21 protein-coding genes and 2 pseudogenes are annotated in these 19,638 nt (G+C 68.9%); 11 read left to right on the top strand and 12 right to left on the bottom strand.

The features are described from left to right. From ML01_RS23445 to ML01_RS30830, 4 genes and pseudogenes are all read left to right on the top strand, one after another. On the top strand, positions 1-2,581 hold a 2,581-nt coding region (locus ML01_RS23445; protein WP_156427941.1), incomplete at its 5' end, for an SUMF1/EgtB/PvdO family nonheme iron enzyme. Between the two features lie 334 nt (positions 2,582-2,915). Next, a pseudogene (locus ML01_RS31125) lies at positions 2,916-3,053 on the top strand (DUF6516 family protein); the annotation flags it as partial. 248 nt (positions 3,054-3,301) lie between these two features. Next, a complete protein-coding gene (locus ML01_RS31120; RefSeq protein ID WP_256363667.1) occupies positions 3,302-3,427 on the top strand; it encodes a hypothetical protein in 126 nt (41 codons plus the stop codon). Between the two features lie 412 nt (positions 3,428-3,839). Continuing rightward, positions 3,840-4,022, top strand: a pseudogene (locus ML01_RS30830) (DUF6516 family protein); the annotation flags it as partial. A 177-nt stretch (positions 4,023-4,199) separates the two neighbouring features. Here the strand turns inward: ML01_RS30830 and ML01_RS23435 are convergent. The 3 genes from ML01_RS23435 to ML01_RS29775 form a co-directional block, all read right to left on the bottom strand. After that, entirely contained in the window at positions 4,200-4,442 is a 243-nt protein-coding gene (locus tag ML01_RS23435) for a ribbon-helix-helix protein, CopG family (RefSeq protein WP_216819259.1), read from the bottom strand. 274 nt (positions 4,443-4,716) lie between these two features. After that, the gene (locus ML01_RS23430; RefSeq protein WP_216819258.1) at positions 4,717-4,989 is read right to left on the bottom strand and encodes a type II toxin-antitoxin system RelE/ParE family toxin; all 273 of its coding nucleotides are present in this window, start codon (positions 4,987-4,989) and stop codon (positions 4,717-4,719) included. After that, positions 4,973-5,203 (bottom strand): ribbon-helix-helix protein, CopG family, encoded by a 231-nt coding sequence (locus tag ML01_RS29775; RefSeq protein WP_058557811.1) that lies wholly within the window; start codon positions 5,201-5,203, stop codon positions 4,973-4,975. The genes ML01_RS23430 and ML01_RS29775 overlap by 17 nt, the downstream gene beginning before the upstream one ends. A gap of 325 nt (positions 5,204-5,528) precedes the next feature. On the opposite strand from ML01_RS29775, the gene ML01_RS23420 reads away from it, so the two are divergent. Together ML01_RS23420 and ML01_RS23415 are read left to right on the top strand one after the other, a co-directional pair. Beyond that, positions 5,529-5,834, top strand: a complete 306-nt coding sequence (locus tag ML01_RS23420; RefSeq protein ID WP_058557810.1) for a hypothetical protein — start codon at positions 5,529-5,531, stop codon at positions 5,832-5,834. After that, positions 5,831-6,313, top strand: coding sequence for a hypothetical protein (locus tag ML01_RS23415; RefSeq protein ID WP_173865212.1), 483 nt, complete (start codon positions 5,831-5,833; stop codon positions 6,311-6,313). Before ML01_RS23420 ends, ML01_RS23415 begins: the two co-directional genes overlap by 4 nt. Positions 6,314-6,441: 128 nt before the next feature. Here the strand turns inward: ML01_RS23415 and ML01_RS23410 are convergent, their stop codons facing one another. The 4 genes from ML01_RS23410 to ML01_RS23395 form a co-directional block, all read right to left on the bottom strand. Beyond that, a complete protein-coding gene (locus ML01_RS23410; protein WP_058557809.1) occupies positions 6,442-6,969 on the bottom strand; it encodes a GNAT family N-acetyltransferase in 528 nt (175 codons plus the stop codon). Beyond that, a complete protein-coding gene (locus tag ML01_RS23405; protein WP_058557808.1) occupies positions 6,962-7,228 on the bottom strand; it encodes a hypothetical protein in 267 nt (88 codons plus the stop codon). The genes ML01_RS23410 and ML01_RS23405 overlap by 8 nt, the downstream gene beginning before the upstream one ends. Before the next feature lie 92 nt (positions 7,229-7,320). Continuing rightward, positions 7,321-8,613: a RuBisCO large subunit C-terminal-like domain-containing protein gene (locus tag ML01_RS23400; RefSeq protein ID WP_058557807.1), complete on the bottom strand. Its 1,293-nt coding sequence runs from the start codon at positions 8,611-8,613 to the stop codon at positions 7,321-7,323. Continuing rightward, positions 8,610-9,044 (bottom strand): secondary thiamine-phosphate synthase enzyme YjbQ, encoded by a 435-nt coding sequence (locus tag ML01_RS23395; RefSeq protein WP_058557806.1) that lies wholly within the window; start codon positions 9,042-9,044, stop codon positions 8,610-8,612. The genes ML01_RS23400 and ML01_RS23395 overlap by 4 nt, the downstream gene beginning before the upstream one ends. A 288-nt stretch (positions 9,045-9,332) precedes the next feature. Here ML01_RS23395 and ML01_RS23390 point away from each other — a divergent pair, with 288 nt between their 5' ends. The 3 genes from ML01_RS23390 to ML01_RS23380 are packed head-to-tail and all read left to right on the top strand — an operon-like array spanning position 9,333 to position 12,366. Further along, the gene (locus tag ML01_RS23390) at positions 9,333-10,373 is read left to right on the top strand and encodes a TIGR01212 family radical SAM protein (RefSeq protein ID WP_082674587.1); all 1,041 of its coding nucleotides are present in this window, start codon (positions 9,333-9,335) and stop codon (positions 10,371-10,373) included. 50 nt (positions 10,374-10,423) lie between these two features. Next, positions 10,424-11,419 (top strand): peptidase U32 family protein, encoded by a 996-nt coding sequence (locus tag ML01_RS23385; protein WP_058557805.1) that lies wholly within the window; start codon positions 10,424-10,426, stop codon positions 11,417-11,419. Between the two features lie 17 nt (positions 11,420-11,436). Then, positions 11,437-12,366, top strand: coding sequence for a U32 family peptidase (locus ML01_RS23380; RefSeq protein ID WP_058557804.1), 930 nt, complete (start codon positions 11,437-11,439; stop codon positions 12,364-12,366). Between the two features lie 102 nt (positions 12,367-12,468). Here ML01_RS23380 and ML01_RS23375 read toward each other — a convergent pair whose 3' ends face one another. The 3 genes from ML01_RS23375 to idi all read right to left on the bottom strand — a co-directional run bounded on the left by ML01_RS23375 (position 12,469) and on the right by idi (position 15,373). Continuing rightward, entirely contained in the window at positions 12,469-13,437 is a 969-nt protein-coding gene (locus ML01_RS23375; RefSeq protein ID WP_082674586.1) for a transporter, read from the bottom strand. A 612-nt stretch (positions 13,438-14,049) separates the two neighbouring features. Further along, positions 14,050-14,544, bottom strand: coding sequence for an SCP2 domain-containing protein (locus ML01_RS23370; protein WP_058557803.1), 495 nt, complete (start codon positions 14,542-14,544; stop codon positions 14,050-14,052). A gap of 235 nt (positions 14,545-14,779) precedes the next feature. Beyond that, entirely contained in the window at positions 14,780-15,373 is a 594-nt protein-coding gene (gene idi, locus ML01_RS23365; RefSeq protein WP_058557802.1) for an isopentenyl-diphosphate Delta-isomerase, read from the bottom strand. Positions 15,374-16,083: 710 nt separating this feature from the next. Here idi and ML01_RS23360 point away from each other — a divergent pair. Then, the gene (locus tag ML01_RS23360) at positions 16,084-16,722 is read left to right on the top strand and encodes a hypothetical protein (protein ID WP_058557801.1); all 639 of its coding nucleotides are present in this window, start codon (positions 16,084-16,086) and stop codon (positions 16,720-16,722) included. Positions 16,723-17,025: 303 nt separating this feature from the next. Beyond that, on the top strand, positions 17,026-17,259 hold the full coding sequence (locus ML01_RS30325) for a hypothetical protein (protein WP_058557800.1): 234 nt from the start codon (positions 17,026-17,028) through the stop codon (positions 17,257-17,259). A gap of 47 nt (positions 17,260-17,306) precedes the next feature. Here the strand turns inward: ML01_RS30325 and ML01_RS23350 are convergent, their stop codons facing one another. Together ML01_RS23350 and ML01_RS23345 are read right to left on the bottom strand one after the other, a co-directional pair. Further along, positions 17,307-18,131: a mechanosensitive ion channel family protein gene (locus ML01_RS23350; RefSeq protein ID WP_156427942.1), complete on the bottom strand. Its 825-nt coding sequence runs from the start codon at positions 18,129-18,131 to the stop codon at positions 17,307-17,309. A gap of 210 nt (positions 18,132-18,341) precedes the next feature. Continuing rightward, positions 18,342-19,592 carry a hypothetical protein gene (locus tag ML01_RS23345; protein ID WP_058557798.1) on the bottom strand — a complete coding sequence of 417 codons (1,251 nt, stop codon included), beginning with the start codon at positions 19,590-19,592 and terminating at the stop codon, positions 18,342-18,344. Positions 19,593-19,638 lie beyond the last annotated feature (46 nt).

Below are 19,638 nucleotides of genomic sequence, written 5' to 3'. Positions count from 1 at the left end.
CTTTGGCGGCAGCACGTTCAACATCCACGTGCGCGCCGACGGCACCGTTGCGCAGGAAGCAGATAGGCCAGCGCAAGCGCTCCCGAGCCGCGACCAAGAGCTCGCCTACCTCGCCGACCTGATCCAACGCGAGGAAGCGCGCGCCCGCTGCTACTCGCCGCTCGGCGCCTTGGCCGAGGCCAACCCGCGGGCGCGCATCGCGCCGCTGCTGGAGCCCTGGCGCGGCGACATGGACATGGCGCTGCTGCTGCATCGTCGGCGCGAGCGCGCTGTCGCGCGCGACGGCGAGTGCGCGCCGGAGCCCGCGACCCCCTACCCGGACATCCGCATCGCCTTCGAGCGCGTCAAGCGCGCGGCGCTGCTCGGCGACCCCGGCGCCGGCAAGAGCACCACCCTGCGCCGGCTCGCGGTGGACAAGGCGACGCTGGCGCTGGACGACCCTGGCGGCCCGCTGCCACTGTTCGTGAGCCTGGGCTTCTGGACCGACGAGACGCCGCTGGAGAACTACCTGGCGCGGCAGGCGCCCGTGGTCGGTGCTGCGGCGGCAGCCCTCGCCGGGCAGGGTCGGCTGCTGCTGCTGCTCGATGGGCTGAACGAGGTGCCTGCTCAGCAGCGCGCCGCCAAGGCGCAGGCGGTGCGCGCCTTCCTCGACACCCTGCCCGTGGCGACGCCCTGCGTCGTCGCCTGCCGGCAGGACGACTACATCGGCGACATCCGCCTGGCGCTGGACAGCCTGACGCTGGAGCCGCTAACGCCCCAGCGCGTGCGCTTCGTGCTCTCGCACTGGCTCGCCGATGCCGAGCGCCATGGCCTGCCGGGGCACATCCGCGCCGAGCGGCTGTTCTGGCAGCTCGCCGGCGACGAGCGCCTGGCCGGCGTGCTCGCCACCTGGCTCGCCGCCGGCAGCAGCGAGGACGCCTTCTGGGGCGTCGCGGACCCGCAGGAAGACCAGGCCGCCTACGCCAAGACCAGCGGTGCGGAGGACGACCTGTGGCGCCGCTGCGTGCCCGATAAGCGCTCCCTGCTGCGGCTCGCCCGCAACCCGTTCATGCTGACCATGCTGTACGTGACCTGGCTCGACAGCGACGGCGGGCTGCCGCGCAACCGCGGCGAGTTGTTTGGCGCCTTCGTGGCCAACCTGTTGCAGCGCGAGCGACATCGTGCCGAGGCGGCGGGCGCCGATCCCGCGCCGCTGGCGGCCCGCGAGGCGCGGCTCTTGGACGCGCTGCCGCGGCTCGCGCTGGCGATGCAGCGCGCCGGCGGCGACGCAGAGCCGCCACCGGACAGCGCGGCCGCGGGCGCATCCACGACCCTGTCGCGCGCGGATGCGCTGGACGCGCTCGGCGACGCGGCGCTGCTCAAGCCCGCCGTGGACGCCACCCTGTTGGAAGGCGATGCCGAGATCCGCTTCCGCCACCAACTGCTGCAGGAATACTTCACCGCCCGGGCACTGCGCGGCGCGAGCGGGCGCATCGCGGCCGGCGCCGCCGAGCTCTGGCCCGCGGAGCGCTGGTGGCAGCGCAGCGGCTGGGAGGAGACCGCGGTGCTGCTGGCGGGGCTCTACTCCGACGACTGCTGGCCCGTGCTGGACTGGCTCAAGGACGCCCAGCCGGAGGTCGCTGCCCGCTGCATCCTGGAGAGCGGCGCCGCGCTGCCGCAGACCAGCGGCCAGCCGGACCGCCCGGACGACCCGCTGGTGTTGCTGCGCGAGCGGTGGCTGCCGCGGCTGACGGACATCGAGCATGATCCCGTCCCCGAGGCCCGCGCCGCCATCGGCCGGGCGCTCGGGCTGCTGGGGCTGGACGACCGGCCCGGTGTCGGGCTGCGGGCCGACGGCCTGCCGGACATCGCGTGGGTGGACATGCCGGCAGGCGAGTTTCTCTACGGCGACAAGCCGGAGCGCCGCCGCTGCGACGCCTTCGCCATCGCCCGCTACCCCATCACCCACGCCCAGTTCCAGGCCTTTCTGGACGCGGAGGACGGCTACGACGACGAGCGGTGGTGGCAGGGGCTGAGCGACCCCGACCGCGACCACCGGCCCGCCCGCTGGCCCATCGCCAACCACCCGCGCGAGACGGTGAGCTGGTTCGACGCCATGGCCTTCTGCCGCTGGCTGACCCACAGGCTCGGCGCCGAGCTGAACGGGCGCATCGTCCGCCTGCCGACGGAATGGGAATGGGAGCGTGCCGCCCGCGGCACCAAGGGGCGCGTCTACCCCTGGGGCGATGACTACCTGCCCGGACACGCCAACATCAACGAGACCTGGGAGTACGACAGGGTCGGCCCGCACAACCTCGACCGCACCAGCGCCGTCGGCCTCTATCCGCAGGGGGGAGCGCGTGACATGGCGGACCAGCCAGGTGTTGACGACCTGAGCGGCAACGTCTGGGAGTGGTGCCTGAACGAGCATGAAAAGCCGAAGCGTGTACAGCCGGGCGGCACCGCGTCGCGCGTGGTGCGCGGCGGCGGTTGGGACGACGACCCTCGCGGCGCGCGCGCCGACGGCCGCGACGACTCCCTCCCGGTCCTCCGCTACCCCTACGTCGGTTTCCGCGTGGTGTGCGCGGCCCCCATCCGCTGACCACTGAATCTCTGTTCTCTGTCCTCTGTCTTCTGTTCTCTGTTCCCTGTTCTCCGACAGCCGCGTCGCTGTTTTTGCTGCGCGAAGCGCAGCCGCGATTTTTTCGGCTATCTCTCGTGACACCGCTCCAGCGGTGTCACGCAGCTCCGGGCGCTCTGCGCCCCGAGCACCAAACCGCCGGGCCGCGTCCGCACGAGGGGCAACGGCCCGGCCGGCCTCGGCGCGGAGCGCCGCCAGACGGGTGACACCGCTGGAGCGGTGTCACCAGATGGACAACCAGTCGGGCTGTGTCCCTTCCTCGTGACACCGCTCCCGCGGTGTCACGAGATCGAAGTACAGGCTGGCCTATGTGGTCCTAGGCCGGTGCGTCTTGCGCTATGACAACGAGCGCGGCAAGGGCGATCATCGCCACGCCGGCTCGCAGGAAGGCCCCTACCGATTCGACTCGCCGCGCGCTTTGATGCGCGATTTCTTCGCTGATCTAAACAGGTGGAACCATGAGCACGGTCGTCCTCGAGGTCCGTTCCCTGGCAGACAGCCTGGCCGATGCCGCCGCGACGATGGAGGGCGAGGGCGCGGAGCAGGAGGCCCGCATCGCCTTCGCGACGCCGGAGCTGCTCTGGGAGGTGTTGACCGCGGAGCGCTGGGCCTTGGCTTACGGCCGTCGCGGGTGCGGGGCCGGTGTCCGTCGAACAGGCCGCGGCACGGACGGGGCGCAACTTGGGAACCGTTCGCGCCGATGTCGATGCGCTGGCTCAGGCCGGCATCCTGGAGCGGGTCGCTGGCGAGGGCGTCGAGTTTCCGTACGACACCGTGCGGGTGGAGTTTCTGCTGCGGGCGGCCTGAAGGTCCGTGCGCTGCGCCCACATCGTTACACACAGCCTATCGCGGCACCGCTCGGGATTGGAATCGGGACCGTTTCCTAGCAGACCCTCGCGGCGGACCTGCTTGAGTTTCTCCGATCTCGATAGCGGTCCCGATAGCGATCCCGATCCCGATCCCGATAGCGATCCCGATCGCCAGGCCTGGATTATGTGTCTCTCGTGACACCGCTCCAGCGGTGTCACGCAGCTCCGGGCGCTCTGCGCCCCGAGCAGCAAACCGCCGCGCCGCATCCGCACGAGGGGCAACGGCCCGGCCGGCCTCGGCGCGGAGCGCCGCCAGACGGGTGACACCGCTGGAGCGGTGTCACCAGATGGACAACCAGTCGGGCTGTGCCCCTTCCTCGTGACACCGCTCCCGCGGTGTCACGAGATCGAAGTACAGGCTGGCTTATGTGGTCCAAGGCCGGTGCGTCTTGCGCTATGACAACGAGCGCGGCAAGGGCGATCATCGGCACGCGGGCTCGCGGGAAGGCCCGTACCGATTCAACTCGCCGCGCGACTGGATGCGCGATTTCTTCGCTGATTCTGTTGCGGGCCGCCTGAGGCCTGCGCGCTGAGCTTGACGGCCGGCAGGGTCGCCGACGCGGTACTTCCAGAAGCAGCCGAGTCTGTCGCCGTGCAGCGGCTCGACCAACGTCCGCGGATCATGGAGCGGGCGGAGGCGCTGGTGCAGGATGCGCCGCGCGGTCTATTGGTCGAGTCTGTCCAGCTCGCCATCGGCGGCTCGGGTCAGGTCAATCCTCCAGGCCATACCGCTGCATGACCGCTTCGAGTGGGATCGTCGGCTCCTGGCCGGCGAGCACCTCCGCCCGCCGCTGCTCGGCGATGGCGAGGTCTTCCAGATCCCCCCCGATCTCGCCCAAATACTCGGTGAGTGCCTCGGCGATCACGTCCGCGGCGCTGCGGCCGGTTTCGGCACTGAGTGTGGTCAATTGTTCCGCCAGCTGGTCCGGCAGGTCGATGCACAGGTTGGTCATGGACTGGACTGAACCAGATTCGTTGTGGTGCCGGGGCTTGTCCAGCTTCGCCAGGTCCTTCTTGGCGAAATCGGTGAACCTAGTGCTTCTCTCGTGGCACCGCTCCAGCGGTGTCACGCAGCTCCGGGCGCTCTGCGCCCCGAGCACCAAACCGCCGCGCCGCATCCGCACGAGGGGCAACGGCCCGGCCGGCCTCGGCGCGGAGCGCCGCCAGACGGGTGACACCGCTGGAGCGGTGTCACCAGATGGAGCTTAAGGGTGAAGGGCGCCGCCGTCAGCGGTGGTAGACCCGGCTCCGATGGCCGACGCGGATGAGCAGAACCCGCACCTGTCGGTCCTGAATCTCCGCGATGATGCGGTAGTCGCCGACGCGGTACTTCCAGAAATTGCCGAGCCGGTCGCCGTGCAGGGCCTCGCCGACAGCCCGCGGGTCGCCGGCGTTGTCGACGTGACGCCGCAGGTACTCAGTGACGCGCTTAGCGACGGGCTTGTCGAGCTTCGCGAGGTCCTTCTTCGCGCGGTCGGTGAACCTAGTCGTCCAGGCCAAGCGCGCGCTCCACATCATCCAGCGAGTACGTGGCGCCGCCTTCGGCCAGAAACTCCGCCCGCCGCCGCTCGGCGATGGCGAGATCCTCCAAATCGCCTAGGTACTCGTTGAGTGCCTCGGCGATCATGTCCCCGGCGCTGCGGCCGGTCTCGGCGCTGAGGGTGGTCAATTGCTCAGCGAGCTGGTCCGGCAGGTCGATGCAAAGGTTGGTCATGGTCTGGACTGACCCGGCTTGGTTGCAATGGCGAAAGTCTAACGCAGCTATCGTCGGCCGTTGCGCGTCTGCTGCCGAGGCGCCGCGCGCCAAGGCGCTTGCGTCTGCGCAGGTGCCTCGGGGAAACTCGGCGCGCGCGGAGGCTTGAGTCCTTTGCGTCGTCTGAACGAACCGGCGAAGCGTTTTTCGTTGTCGTTGTCGTAGTCGGTCTCGTCGTCGGATTGCGCAGGATGACGAGCACGATAACGAACAGAAACGGTCGCGCGCTGTCCGCAGTTCCGACGTCCCACCCAGCGGCAGCGAGCCCGCCCCATAGGTTTGCCACATGCGCTTGAGCGACGAGCAGCGTCTGGTCATCAAAGACGCCGCACGGGCCTGTTTCGGCGCCGATGCCGCGGTGCGCCTGTTCGGGTCGCGCACCGACGACAGCAAGCGCGGTGGCGACATCGATCTGCTGATCAACACCTCGCTCGCCGATCCGGACGCCGTCGCACGCGCCGAAATCGCCTTCAAGGTGCAGGTGCAGCGGGCGCTCGGCGAGCAGCGCATCGATGTGCTGGTGGACTACCCGGGCCGGCGGGTGCGCCCGCCGATCTTCGCCATCGCCGAGCAGACCGGAATCCGCTTATGACCGATGACATCGCGAAGCTGCGTCTTGAACAGGCCTGGCGCGAGTGCCGGCAGCACGAGCACTACATGCGTTACGCGCTCGACGCCTTGGCGCCCCGCTTGCCGCTGACCGGGGCGGGCTTGCAGTCGCTCGATGCCGAAGCGGTGCAGGACCTGGATCAGTTCGTCTTGCGCTTCGGCAAGCTTCAGGACGCCATCGGCAGCCGCCTGCTGCCGGCCGTACTGGACTATCTGCAAGAGCCCTACGAGCGCCGGCCGATGCTGGACAAGCTCAACCGTCTGGAGCAGTTGGGCTACTTGGAGCGGGCCGAGGACTGGCCGGAGCTACGCGCGATCCGCAACCAGTTTGCGCACGAGTATCCCGATGAGCCGGAGAAGAACGCGGCCCTGCTGAACCTGGCCATCGAAGCCGCGCCGACGCTGCAGGCCATCCTGGCGCGCGTCGAGCAGGGCCTGAGGCTCGTGGGTGCCGCGCCGTGACGAGCGGATCATCAACCCGGCGGAGACCCCGCGCCGCTTGCCGCGCGTGCTGACTGCCTCCGGCACCGTGCTCGCCGATGCCGGCATGACCCGTCGACCGGTTGCTTGCGTCGGCAGGTCGCTGTCCGTCAATCGCCCACGCCCGCCTCGACCAGCCGGATCGGCAGAAACATCGGCTGCGGCTCCGGCCGATCGCCGAGCTGGCCCTGCACGGCCGTGAGCCGAATGAAGCCGAGCTGGTCGCAAAAGGGCACGGCCGCCGGCTTGGCGTCCACCAGTACGCCGACGCAACCGCAGCGCTCGCGCAGATCCAGCCCGAGCCGCAACGTGAAGCGCAGCAGCGCGCGGCCGACGCCGCGCCGCTGCGCGCGGTGGTCCACGGCGAGGCGCGCGATGCGCAGGATCGGGAGCGGGTAGTCGGGGAGGCGCTTGCGCAGCGACTGGCTCAGCGTCGCGCCGGTGATCTCGCCGGCGCTGATGGTTGCAAAGCCGAGGATGCGCCCGTCGCCGACGGCAACGTAGCTGGTGCCGATGTGATGGCGGAACTGATTCTGCCCGGCGAAGCGCCGGAAGAATCGGTCGAGGTCGATGTCGCCGCTGGTAAAGTCGCCCCGCTCGTCAGCCCGCGCCAGGGCGCGGATGACGAAGTCAGGCATCCTCGGCCATCAGCTCGCGCAGGGCCGGCGTGGGCGGTGCGCCGGCCGCAAGCGCGTCCGCGATGTCTGCCAGGGACGCCTCGGTGACGACCAGACGGCCGGGGATGACGAGATCCTGCGGGATCTCGCGCAATGCGAGCAGGTGGTGTTGGAGCGCGTCTTCAATGAGGCGCGCCTTGGTCACGCCGTGGCGCTGCACGAAGGCTTCCATCTGACGGCGGGTTTCATCGGCGATATGCGCGGAGATCTGCGTGCCCATGCGGCTGTCTCTACAGTTTTGTATGGAGCCAAAAGTAACAGCCACGCCCACTGATTGCCAGGGATCCTGCTCAGCCAAACGCCGCCTCCTGCTCAGCCAAACGCCGCCAGCGCCGCCGCCAGCTCCGCATGCTGCGCTGCATGCTCGGCCACGGGCACGCCCGCGGCGATGGCATCCCACGCCTGGCGCAGGCTCGCCGCCCCGCCGGTGGGACCGTGCGGATGGCTGAACACGCCGCGCCCGGGCACGAAGCCGAAGTCGGCGCTGCCGACCTTGGCATGCACGCGCTCCAGCGTCGCCGCCGAGTCGCTGCCGCCGGGTACGGGCAGCGCGGGCTTGATCGGACCCATGGGCTCGGTGCAGGCGGCGATGCACTCCAGCACCTCGTCCTCGGCGGTCATCATGCGTGGACCGAAGCCGGGCATGATGATGACGTCGAAGCCGGCCAAGCGTTGCAGCTTGGTCAGCACGCGCGTGTGCACGCCGAAGCTCGGCAACCGGCTCATGGCGGCGATGACCGGGAAGTGGGCCACCAGCGGCACCGTCGCATGCTTGCGCAGCGCGCGCACGGCGCTGAGGCCCACCGGCAGCGCGTTGACCATGACGGCGTTGGCCCCGTTGCCGACCACGGTGTCGTGCAGGTCCGCGAGCCGGTCGACCTCATCGGTGATGTTGGCGAGATAGACCTTGGGCACGCCGGTTTCCTGCTCCGCCTGCCGGCGGGCGGCGCCGAGCAGCCGCGAGCGCTCGGCGATGGGCGACCAGTCCGGGTCCGCGAGCATCTCGTCGTCCTTCGCGATGTCGAGCCCGCCGCGCCAGGCGGCGAGGCCCAGCGCTGCAAAGGGCTCGGGCGCCAGGCCGATGTTCGGTTTGATGACGCCGAAGAAGAACGGCCGCGCATGGATCTGCCACAGATCGCGCAAGCCTGTAAGCCCGAAGCGCGGCCCATCGAAGTGCGCCAGAAAGGCGTCCGGAAACTCGATGTCCAGCAGCTTCACCAGCGGGATGCCCGGCGCAAAGAAGGCGCCCTCGCCGAGCACGGCGGACAGCAGATTGGGCAGCCGCGGGCCGAAGTTGGCGTGCGGATGGGCGATGCGCACGCGGCAGACGCTAAGGGGCTCGGTCACGGCCGGTTCGAGCGGCGAGCTGGTGCCGTGCAGGACCGTTTCGACCTCCAGGTCCACCACCTTGGCGGCGAACCGAGGCCGATAGTCTTCATCCACGCCGACGCGGCGCCACTGCGCCGTGGACTGCTCGCTGGCCAGATGCGCCGCGGCGGTGCGCGGGTCGCCGGTGCATTCGATGCGATAGTCGAGCAGCAGGTGGGCGTCGGCGTCGAGCTGGGACAGCTCGGCGTAGAAGCCGGCGATGTCGTCGGTGGTCATGGCGCGAAGCTCCCCAGCAGTTGGATGGTGACTTGGCGCTGCGGCCGCGGCCCGTCGAGCTCCACAAAGAACACCGACTGCCACTCGCCGAGCAGCAGCTCGCCGTCGGCGACGGGGATGCTCTCGGAGGCGTTGACGAAGAGCCCGAGCAGATGCGCGTGGGCGTTGTCGCGATCATCCACCGGGGCGATGTTGTGGCCGTAGTCGCCGTCGCGCGGCACCAGGCGCTTCAGGAAGGTCACCATGTCCTGCTGCAGGCGCTCCTCGCGCTCGTTCAGGTTCACGCGGGCCGTGGTATGGCGCGAGATCAGCGTGACCAGCCCGTGCCGCAGCCCGGCGGCCCGCACGCGCTCGCGGACCTGGCTGGTGATGTCGATGATCTGAATAGGCGCCGTGGTGGCGAGGTCGAGGTGGTCGATGACGGAATGCATGGGCGGGGACGCGGCGTTTGGAAGAGCCGAGAGGATACTCAAGCGGCCTGCCGCGGGCGAGGCTGGAATCCAAACGAAGTGCGTAGTGCGCAGTGCGAAGTGCGCAGTGCGCGGGGGCCGCCGTACTCCGTACTCCGTACTCCGCACTCCGTACTCCGTACTCCGTACTCCGTCCCGCCCCACGGCTTGACCAGCATCATTGCTCCCCGGTTGTCGGTGTGAGAGCGTGCGCGGTTCGGACGGAAGCGCCCGCTCCGCTGCACCACGCGACGCCGCCAACCACGCCAGATGCCCCTCTCCGACCTGGTCAACACCTTCGGCCAAGACCTGCTGCGCCGCTACGGCCGGCGCGTGCACAAGCTCGCGATCCACGCGGGCTTCAGTTGTCCGAACCGCGACGGGAGCAAGGGCCGCGGCGGCTGCTCGTTCTGCAACAACGTGTCCTTCAGCCCGCATGCCGATGCGCTGCCGGACGTCGCCACGCAGATCGACGCGGGCCGGCGGGTGGTGAAGAAGCGCACCGGCGCCGAGCGCTTCTTCGCCTACTTCCAGGCGTACACAAACACCTACGGCGACGTGGAGCGCCTGGGCCGGCTCTACCGCGCCGCGCTGGCGGAGCCGGACGTGATCGGGCTGTCCGTCGGCACGCGCCCTGACTGCGTGCCGGACGCGGTGCTGGACCTGCTGTGCGAGCTGCGCGACGCGGGCCACGAGGTCTGGCTTGAGCTCGGCCTGCAATCGGCCTTCGACGCGACGCTCGCACGGGTGAACCGCGGCCATGGCTTCGGCGAGTACCGGCGCACCGTGCTCGCGGCGCGGCGGCGGGGCTTACCGGTGTGCACGCATCTCATTGTCGGGCTGCCCGGCGAGGGGCGCGAGGCCGCGCTCGCGAGCCTCGGTCGCGTGCTGGATCTCGGCACCGACGGGCTCAAGCTGCACCCACTGCACGTGGTGCGGCACACGCTGCTCGCAAAGGACTGGCGCGCCGGCGGCTATAGGCCGCTGACCATGGCGCAGTACGTCGCCATCGCCTGCGACCTCATCGAGCGCACGCCGGCGGAGGTGACGTTCCACCGCGTCACCGGCACGGCCACCCGCGACATCCTGCTCGCGCCCGACTGGTGCACGAAGAAATGGGCCGTGCTGAACGGCATCGAGGCGGAACTGCGGCGGCGCGGGACGCGGCAGGGTTTAGGAATTACGGAGTACGAAGTACGGAGTACGGGTGCGCCCGAGCGGCGCAGTGCGGCACCGCCCGTACTTCGTACTCCGTACTCCGTACCCCGCACTCCGTACTCCGTACTAAGACCATGGACAAGCGCGCAGTAGCCGCGAAACGCCGTAGCCAATCGAACCAGACCCCAACACGAGAATTTCCTATGGAGCTCGTCTGCCCCGCCGGCAACCTGCCGTCGCTGAAGGCCGCCGTCGATAACGGCGCCGACGCCGTCTACACCGGCTTTCGTGACGACACCAACGCGCGGCACTTCGCCGGGCTCAACTTCACGCCGAGCAAGCTCGCCGAGGGCATTCGCTACGCCAAGGGCAAGGGCAAGCGGGTGTTCATCGCCATGAACACCTATCCGCGCCCGGACGGCATGCAGCGCTTCGAGCAGGCCGTGGACCAGGCCGCGGCGCTGAACGTCGATGCGCTGATCTGCGCCGACATCGGCGTGCTGGACTACGCGGCCCGGCGGCATCCCAAGCTCAACCTGCACCTGTCCGTGCAGGGCTCGGCGACCAACTACGAGGCGCTCCGGTTCTATCACGAGCACTTCGGCATCCGGCGCGCGGTGCTGCCGCGGGTGCTGTCCATGGCGCAGGTGCAGCACGTCATCGAGCAGAGCCCGGTGGAGATCGAGGTGTTCGGCTTCGGCAGCCTGTGTGTGATGGTGGAGGGGCGCTGCATCCTGTCGTCCTATGCCACCGGGCGCTCGCCCAACACCTACGGCGCCTGCTCGCCGGCCAGCCACGTGGAGTGGATCGAGACCGACAACGGCCTCGACACCCGCCTGGGCGGCGTGCTGATCCAGCGCCATCCAAAGGGCGAGAACGTCGGCTATCCGACGCTGTGCAAGGGCACCTACCGCGCCGGCGGCAACACCTACCACGCCATCGAGGACCCGGTGAGCCTGAACGCGATGGAGCTCCTGCCGCAGCTCGCCGCCGCCGGCGTGTCGGCCATCAAGATCGAAGGCCGCCAGCGCAGCCCCGTCTACGTGCAGCAGGTGACCCGCGTCTGGCGTCAAGCGTTGGACGCCTTCGCCCGCGACCCCGAGCACTTCGCGCCGCGCCCGGAGTGGACCGCGGAGCTGGCCAAGGTGTCCGAGGGCGCACAGACCACGCTCGGCCCCTATCACCGGCCCTGGCAATGAGCGCGGAAGACCGACCCATGACGAGCAACAGCACCAGCACCAGCACCAGCAACAACCCGCGCCTGTCCCTAGGCCCGATCTCCTACTACTGGCCGAAGGCACAGGTGGACGACTTCTACGCGATGGTGGCCGAGAGCCCCGTCGACATTGTCTATCTCGGCGAGACCATCTGCTCCAAGCGCAATCTGGTGCGCTTCGAGGACTGGCTGGACATCGCCGCCACGCTCAAGGCCGCCGGCAAGGAGGTCGTGCTCTCGACCCTCGCGCTGCTGGAGGCGGAGTCGGAGCTGAAGCGCCTGCGCGCCCTCTGCGGCCAGGATGACTACCTGGTGGAGGCCAACGACATCGGCGCCGTGCAACTGCTGCGCGGGCGGCCCTTCGCCGTCGGCCACAGCGTGAACATCTACAACGACCGCACGCTGGCGCTGCTCGCCGCCGACGGCTGCATGCGCTGGGTGCTGCCGGTGGAGCTGACCCGCGAGGCGCTGGCCGAGATGCAGCGGCTGCGCCCGGCCGGCGTGGAGACCGAGGTCTTCGCCTACGGCCGGCTGCCGCTCGCGTACTCGGCGCGCTGCTTCACGGCCCGCGCCGTGAACCTGCCGAAGGACGACTGCCGCGACGCCTGCATCGAGCACCCGGACGGCCTGGTGGTCGAGACCCAGGACGACAATCGCTTCCTGGCGCTGAACGGCATCCAGACCCAGTCCGCCCGCACCATGAACCTGCTGCCGGCGCTGGCGGATCTTCGCGCACTCAGCGTGGACATCCTGCGCATCAGCCCGCAGTCCGAGCACATGGATCAGGTCATCGACCTCTTCCACCGCGTGCTGACCGGCGAGTTGGAGCCCACCGCGTCCGCCGAGCCGCTGGCCCGCCTCATGCCCACCGGCCCCTGCGACGGCTACTGGCACGGCGCCGCCGGTATGGATGCGCTGGTGGCGGCTTGATGGGGCAAGGGCCAAGGGCTGAGGGCCAAGGGAACCCTCCTCCGTTCGGCCCTCGGCCCCTGTCGGTCTGAGACTCCGCCTCCGGAGCCTCAGCCGACGCCCTCAGAAGGCGTAAAGGAACTTGAGCCAGAGGCTACCGCCCTCGGGCCGGTTCTCCACCGCCGTCTCGGCGTGATACTTCGCCGTGAAGGCCATGTTCTTGTGGCTGTATTTCACCTGCGGGCCGATGGCGAAGGCGCGTCCGCGGAAGCCGTCGAGGAAGGTCTGGCCGTTCAGCTCGTCGTCGGTGGTCTGCTGGTAGTAGTAGCCGCCGACGCCGAGGCTCCAGGGGCCGGTGTGGTAGCCGAGGGTGTAATCGGCATGAAACTCCTGGCCGGAGTGGTAGTCGGTCGCATGGTTCTCGGTGTTGATGGCGTACATCAGCTTCGCCGAGGCCTCGAATCCGGCCGGGCTGAGATAGGTGAGCGCGAGCACCGGCTCGAAGGTCCAGTAGTTGCGCCCGGGGTTGGCGAGCCGGTCCTTGTCGTAGCTGCCGGTCGGCAGGTAGATGTCCAGCCCCGTGGTGATGTGCCAGTCCTTGCCGTGCCAGCCGAGGATGAACGGATCGACGATGATGTCGCCCAAGCCGAAGCGGTCGTCGCTCTCGCGCGCGAAGGGCGGTGCGATGCGCCGGGACACATCCACGTTCACGAGCGGCACAAAGGCATGCAGCGCCCAGTTGGCGCCGAAGAGCTTGTGCTCGGTCACGTGGATGAACCGAAAGGTGTTGGCGACCACGTCCAGGTCGAAATCCTCGAACAGCCGCCCGCCGTCGTCATCCCGGAAGGTGTCGGCGCTGTACCAGCTCAAGTAATTGATGAAGTAGTTCCCGGGCGGCGGCAGCGCGCCGACCATGAAGTCCTCGGCGCCGTTCGGATAGTGCGAGCCGCCGCCCTCGGTGGCCAAGCCCGGCCCCCCGGCGGTCAAGACCGCCGCGGCGAGGCCCGCGATGATGGCGGCACGTCCGCCGCGATGCCGGTCCGTACCGGGCTTGCGCTCGCGCTCCCCGGCGCAAAGGCTCGTTCTCTGCATGGTCTGTACCCTGGTGCATATTGTTGCAAACGCGCAACGCATCGCACAGGGATCGGCCGCGCGAAACGCGGAACAGGCCTGGTGACGGCTGCGCAACGTAATATTGCTGCAACAGTCGTCCGGCGCATTGACCTGGATCGGGCATCCGCTTCGCGCCGGAGCCGACATCCGGCGAAGCCCGCGACGCGATGCGCCGGATACCCTGGCGTGTTATCCCGTCCCCCTAGTGCTTCGCTGCGGAGATCCCGAGACCATTCGATTTCGTGCCTTTGGCGGACTGAAGTCCGCCGTCCCCAGGGGCCGACTAAAGTCGGCGTACCCGGGAACGGTCTCGGGACTTCCGCGCTGCTGCACTAGATTGCTTGACGGCGCCGAATGTTTGCAGATGAGTCAAGCTTGGAACGGGGCGAGCGCAGAGCGGACGCTACGGAGCTGCGGCAACCCCAGCGGATGGTCCGCAGAGCGGACCCTTGTATGTACGGAGGGCGGCGGCTGCAGGGTCGCTCTGCGGACCGTCTGCACTTACAGCCCGCTTGAGGTGCAGGCGGCATCCGATGCGAAGCTCGCCGTACACCCGGACGACGAGTGGACCGGTTGTTCTTGAATCTTCACTCAACCCCGCTGCACGCCGAAGCGGCTCAGCAGTTCTGTCGCGCGATTCATCACGCCGAGCAGCGGGCCGGCGCGGGATTCCAGCTCGATGCTGTCGAGCAGGTTCTTGGTGTAGAGCCCCAGCTCGGTGCTGCCGCCGAGGCGCAGGCGGCGGTTGAAGAAGAGCGTGTCGGGGTCTTCGCGGCGGGTGGCCAGCAGCAGGAACTCAAAGGTGTTGCCCTCGATGCTGACGTCGTCCGCAGTGCCCGGCCGGGCCGCCTCCAGGCGGCCCTGGCGCAACGTGAGGCGGTAGCTGAGCCTGGCGTCGTCGACGCTGATGCGCAGCACCTTGTGGTCCAGAAAGTCCAGCTCGCCGTCGGCGAGCTCGGGCTTGAGCATGCGGTTTAGGATCTGCGCCAGCACGGCGCTGTTCAGCCGCGCCGGGATGAGGCCGAGCGGCAGCGTCAGGAGCGACGGCAGCCGCGGGGAATGGAGGGTGTCGGTAGGTGCGGGCATGGCGCCTTGGAACGTGTTGTCGGCGAAAAGTGTTGTCGGCGAGAAGCGTTGTCGGCGAGAAGCGTTGTCGGCGAGAAGCGTCGTCGGCGAGAAGCGTCGTCGGCGAGAAGCGTTGTCGGCGAGAAGCGTTGTCGGCGAAAAGCGTTGTCGGCATCAATTTCCAGCACAGGCACTCGGGCCGCGGCGGCGGAGCGCCGCGGCGCCGAGGCATGCGCGTGGGTGGGGCGGCGGGCGCTCAGGCGGCGGAGATCATGCCACGGGGGCGCAGCCCGGCGATGGTCTCGCGGAACTCGGTGCGCAGCCGCTGCCATTCCATGACGAACCAGGGCGTCACCGCGTCCGGCTCGTCGGCGATGAGCCGGTCAACCGCGGCGCTCGGCATCCAGCGCCAGGCGGCGATCTCGCTCGGGTTCACGTCGATGCGCACGGGCGCCGGCACCTTGCCGACGAACACCGAGCAGAGCTCGTGCTCGGAGCCCGCATCGCCGAAGACGGCGTGATACTCGAACCGATACAGATACTCAAGGTCCGCGTCGATGGTCAACTCCTCGCGCAGGCGCCGATGCACGGCCTGCTCGTAGGTCTCGCCCTTACGCGGGTGACTGCAGCAACTGTTGGACCAGTACAGCGGCCACAGCGGCTTCTTGCCGCTGCGCTGCTGCAGCAGCACCTGGTCGTCTTCCGTAAACAGAAAGATCGAGAAGGCGCGGTGCAGCAGCCCATCGCCTAAGTGCGCGTTGACCTTGGTCTCGTAGCCGGTGACGTTGTCGTCGGCGTCCACGAGGATGAGCGGTTCGTTGTCGAAGGAAACCGTCTTGTGGTTATTCAACGTGTGTTCTCCTGCCGGGAGGACCGTTCAGCGGTGTGCCGGCTTGAGGCGTCGGTCCGTCCGCGCCGACGCCCGGCCGGCCGCTGCCGGCGATGGATGTCGGCGGTCCCACGGACCGCTGTGCCTGACAAAAAAGATTGACATACTTCGCGTCAGCTTGACTTGACGATGCGCAAGGGAAGCGCCGCGCCACGCAGCGTGTTGCTGTGCCGGGGTCTCCGGGCTGCCGGGCACTCGGGGCGCTGCCGCCCATTTGACATCTTTCCGCAATCCAGCGGCCCCGCCAGGCAACAACGCAAACTGCGCGCCAACGTCATCGATGCCGCCCAACGGTCGATCGACACGCGGACAGATGATTGATTTGCTGACTATTACTGTCCGGCTCCCCGGGCGCGCGCGGAGCGCCTGCCGGCAGGTCCTCAAACAGTCGAGTTGGGAGTGTAAAAAAAACTGACACACCGATGCTCCAACGCACCGAGCGTCCACGTCTCCTGTTGTCGGCGCGCCGGGCTGTTACCGGCGCCGCTGCTCCTGGCTTGGGTCTTGTGCTGCTCGGTGCCCGCATGGGGCCGGCAGAGACGCCCCCACTGATCTCCGGATTTGACGATTCGTTCGGAATTTCGCTGGCGCAAGGGCGGTGAAAATCTGCGGCGGCTCGCCGCATCACAGCCGGCGCCCGCAATCAGCTCCGCTTAGCGAAGATCCTGACCATGCCAAACCACCTGCGTGTCCTACCCATCATCGCGATGCTCGTCGCGACTTTTCCGAGTACCCAAGCCGGGGTTATGACCTACAGCGACGAGGCGAGTTTCCTTGACGCCATCGACCCCTTCTATCTGGAGAGCTTCGACGGGCTGACGACGAACCCAGACCCCACAGAGCTGACGCTCGGTCCAAGCAACGGGTTCAGCTACAGGGTAAGTGCGGTTAAAGGGCTCTTCGTCGTCGCTCCGGGTGGCGACGTCGCACTGTCTACAAACACCTACTCGGACGACTTGAACGTCACAATGGACCAGGGCGTGGTGACTGCATTTGGCGGCTGGTTTTTTCCAACCGATGCGAGCGGCAATAGCGTCGCTGGTAACGTCGGCCTGTCCTTTGATCTCATCGGGGGCACAGCTTGGAGCACCACCGTGGCCAAAGGTGACTTTTTCGGGCTGACCAGCAGCCTCGCCATTACAGATGTCACCGTGACCGCGCCCGGCAGTGTGTACCCCACGCTGGACGACCTCTACGTCGGCAGCGCGAGCAAGACCAGCGCCGCACCTGCGCCTGCGCCTGCCACCGCGGCGCTGCTTGCGCTCGGGCTCCTGGTGGTCGGCATGCGCCGTGCGGCCAATCGCGGGTGATACCACGGCTCAGGAATGGGTGATATCCCTGCGCGACCCACGCTGCCCCGTTCCATCACGACCCGGCACAACGCGCTGATGCAGTAGGGGCTGCCTGCGCGAGGTGGTCTCGATCACAACTTCTTACTAGCACGGACGGTTCGCGGAGCGGACCCTGCGGCGCTGCGGCATTCGGTGCCGTCAAGCAATCTAGCGAGGCATAGCCCCCCCAGGGCACGGAGCGTCGTCTTGCGCAGCCCCGCTCGTTGCCGCAAGTGCACCAAAGGGCCGGGGGCCAAGGCGCTACCTCGGCCCTCGGCCCGATTGCCCATCAAGCAGCGCCACGGCTCTGCCTGGGCAGGTCGCTTCGCGGCTCTGCCGCCCTGCGTCCTGCGCTGGTGCGCTCGGGTGCATTTTCGGCAGATCCGCGTCGGCCAGCAGCTCGGCGCGGACGTGGTGGTGCTCACGGAACTGAGCCCCGGCGAGCGTGCGGCGGTGGACCCCATCGTCGCGCTCGCAACCCTGAGGCGGGGCGGCACGGCGGTGTTTCACCCGTAAACGAGAGTGTCCCGGGTGGGGCGCCCGTTTGCCGGCGGCAACAGGGCTCAGCCTGCGGCTGTCTCGGCCAGCGCCGGCACGCTGGCCAGTGCGATACCCAGACGCAGCAACTGCGCCTTGCCGCGCACGCTCAAGTCGCTTGCGAAGCGGAACTGCTGGCGGGCGTCGATGGGATAGGCGCGCACCCGGTAGCGGGTGCCCCAGGGCTGTTCCTGCACGATCACGACGATGGGCTCATTGAGGGCGATATAGGCGCTGGTCAGGGCGACGTCCTCCAGCACCGCGCGCACCCGCGCCCCATCGTGAATCGGCGCGACATGGAAGTCTGCGATGCACTGGAGCCGCGGATTGCCGTTGTTGGCATTGCTGATGGGCTGCGTCCACAGGAGTTGGTGCGGGATGGTGACCAGATTGTCGTCCGGGGTAACGAGCTGCAGCGCACGCACGCCGACGTGCCGCACCTCGCCATAGATGCCGTCGATCTCCACCCAGTCGCCGTTGCGGTAGGGCGCCTCGCCGACCGCGACGATGCCCGCCACCAGGCTGCTCGCGTAGTCCTTCAGCGCAAAGCCGAGCGCAAGGCCGAGCGAGCCGAGCACCGCGACCATGTTCTGCAGCGACGGCTCGATAACCCGCGGCACCATGAGCAGGAAGGCGCCGATGATGATGACAAGCCGCAGCAGCGGCACCATGGCCAGCAGCAGGTGGCGGCGCCGGCCGCGCAGCCGATTGGCCAGCCAGGGCAGGCTCTTCTGCAAGAGCACGATGAGCAGGGTCGCCGCGGCCAGAATGAGCCCAAGCTCCCACAAGCCCCCGGTGCCGAGTGTTCTGAAAACGTCCGTGCTCAATAGGTCCGTCAGCGTTCGCTCCATCATCCAACCCCACTAGATTGCATTGCTTGACGGCGCCGAATGTTGGCAGATGAGTCAAGTTTCACGACGACACGGCGCTTGCAGGCAAAAGGGCCGAGGGCCGAGGGCCAAGGGAGTCCGCCTCGGCCCTTGGCCCTTGGTTCAATGCGCCGACGAGCGGGCTGCGCAAGACAAGGCGCCGCGTCCTGGTCGGTCTGAGGCTTCGCCTCGCTAGAAGTCATCGAGCAAAAGGCCCTGGGCGCGCAGCAGCTCGCGCGCTTCGGGATAGCCAGCGGCGCTGATGCGCCAGCGCCCGCACGCCGTCTTGCGCACGGCGCCCGCTTCCGCCAGCCGCAGCAGCATTGCCTGTACGCGAAAGCGGCGCAGCGGCAGTAACTCCGCGAGCTGCTCGGCGGGCAGGCCGTCGTGCAGCAGCAGGGCATGGATCAGCAGGGCCAACGGCTCGTCGGCGTCGGCATCGGCCCCGAGCGGCGTCGCCGCCGGCCAGGGCGCCACCCAGATGGTCGTGCCCGCGTCGGCGCTCGCCTGCGGGCCGGCGTCGCGCTCCGGCTCGGCCCGCAGCAGGGCGCGCCAAACCAGCCGTGCCAGCCCGGCGTTGCCGCGGCAGCGGGCGGCGAGGGACTGCAATGCGTTGCTGTTGCTGCCGCCGTCATCGGCCGCGACGGTGAGCACGGGCTTGCCGGTCTGCGCGTTGCGGAAGTGCACCGGGCCGCTGCCGTCGGACGCCACCAGTGCCCGCAGCAGGGCGGCGAGTCGCTCGCCGTCGAAGGCGCACAGCGTCCAGGGCGGACGGCTCGGCAGGGGCGCCACATGCCGCAGGAAGGCCCAGGCCCAACTGTCGCAAGCGATGACGCCGCGCCCGAGCGCGCCGTCCAGCGCCCGCGCCAGCAGCTCCCGCACCAGATCGAGCCCCGCGGCGTGGCGCAGCCAACAGTGCTCCAGCCGCGGCAGCACCCAAGGGCCGGGCTGGCCGGTTGGGGCGTCCGCCCTGGCGTCGTCCTGCTCGGGGAGCCGGGCATCGAGCCAATCGCGGCCGCCCGCGAGGATGGCCGCCGCGTCGGGTGCGTCCACCACCGGAGCACCCTGCTGCCGAGCCCAGCAGCGCAGCAGCTCGGCGTGTCCGCTGCGGGGCGGCCCGACTAGAAAGCTCACCGGCGCCGCGTTGTCGCCGTCCGCAAGCACGTCTTCGAGTGCCGCGGCGCCCGCCTCCCAGCACAGTGGCGCCACCAGCGCGTCCAGGCGTTGCGGGGACAGCCCGTGCAATTCCGCCAGCGCGCGGGCCGGCTGCTCCGCAACATCACTGCTGCCGCCGAACAGACGCCGCAGCGAGGTCCAACGGGCACGCGCCGCACTCGCGGCCGGCGCCGCCGGCACTTGGTACTCGGTGGCGGGGATCAGGACCCAAAGGCTCGCCGGGTCCCCGCTGAAGGCGTCGGCGCGCTCCGATGACTGCGTGCTCATGTGGGCGTCCTCCGCTGGCAACCTTGCAGGCCCCGGCCGGGGCGAT

This window comes from Thiohalocapsa sp. ML1, assembly GCF_001469165.1.
Lineage (GTDB): Bacteria > Pseudomonadota > Gammaproteobacteria > Chromatiales > Chromatiaceae > Thiohalocapsa.
The sequence above is the reverse complement of the archived record's forward strand: the minus strand, read 5'-3'. Positions and strand labels throughout refer to the sequence as shown.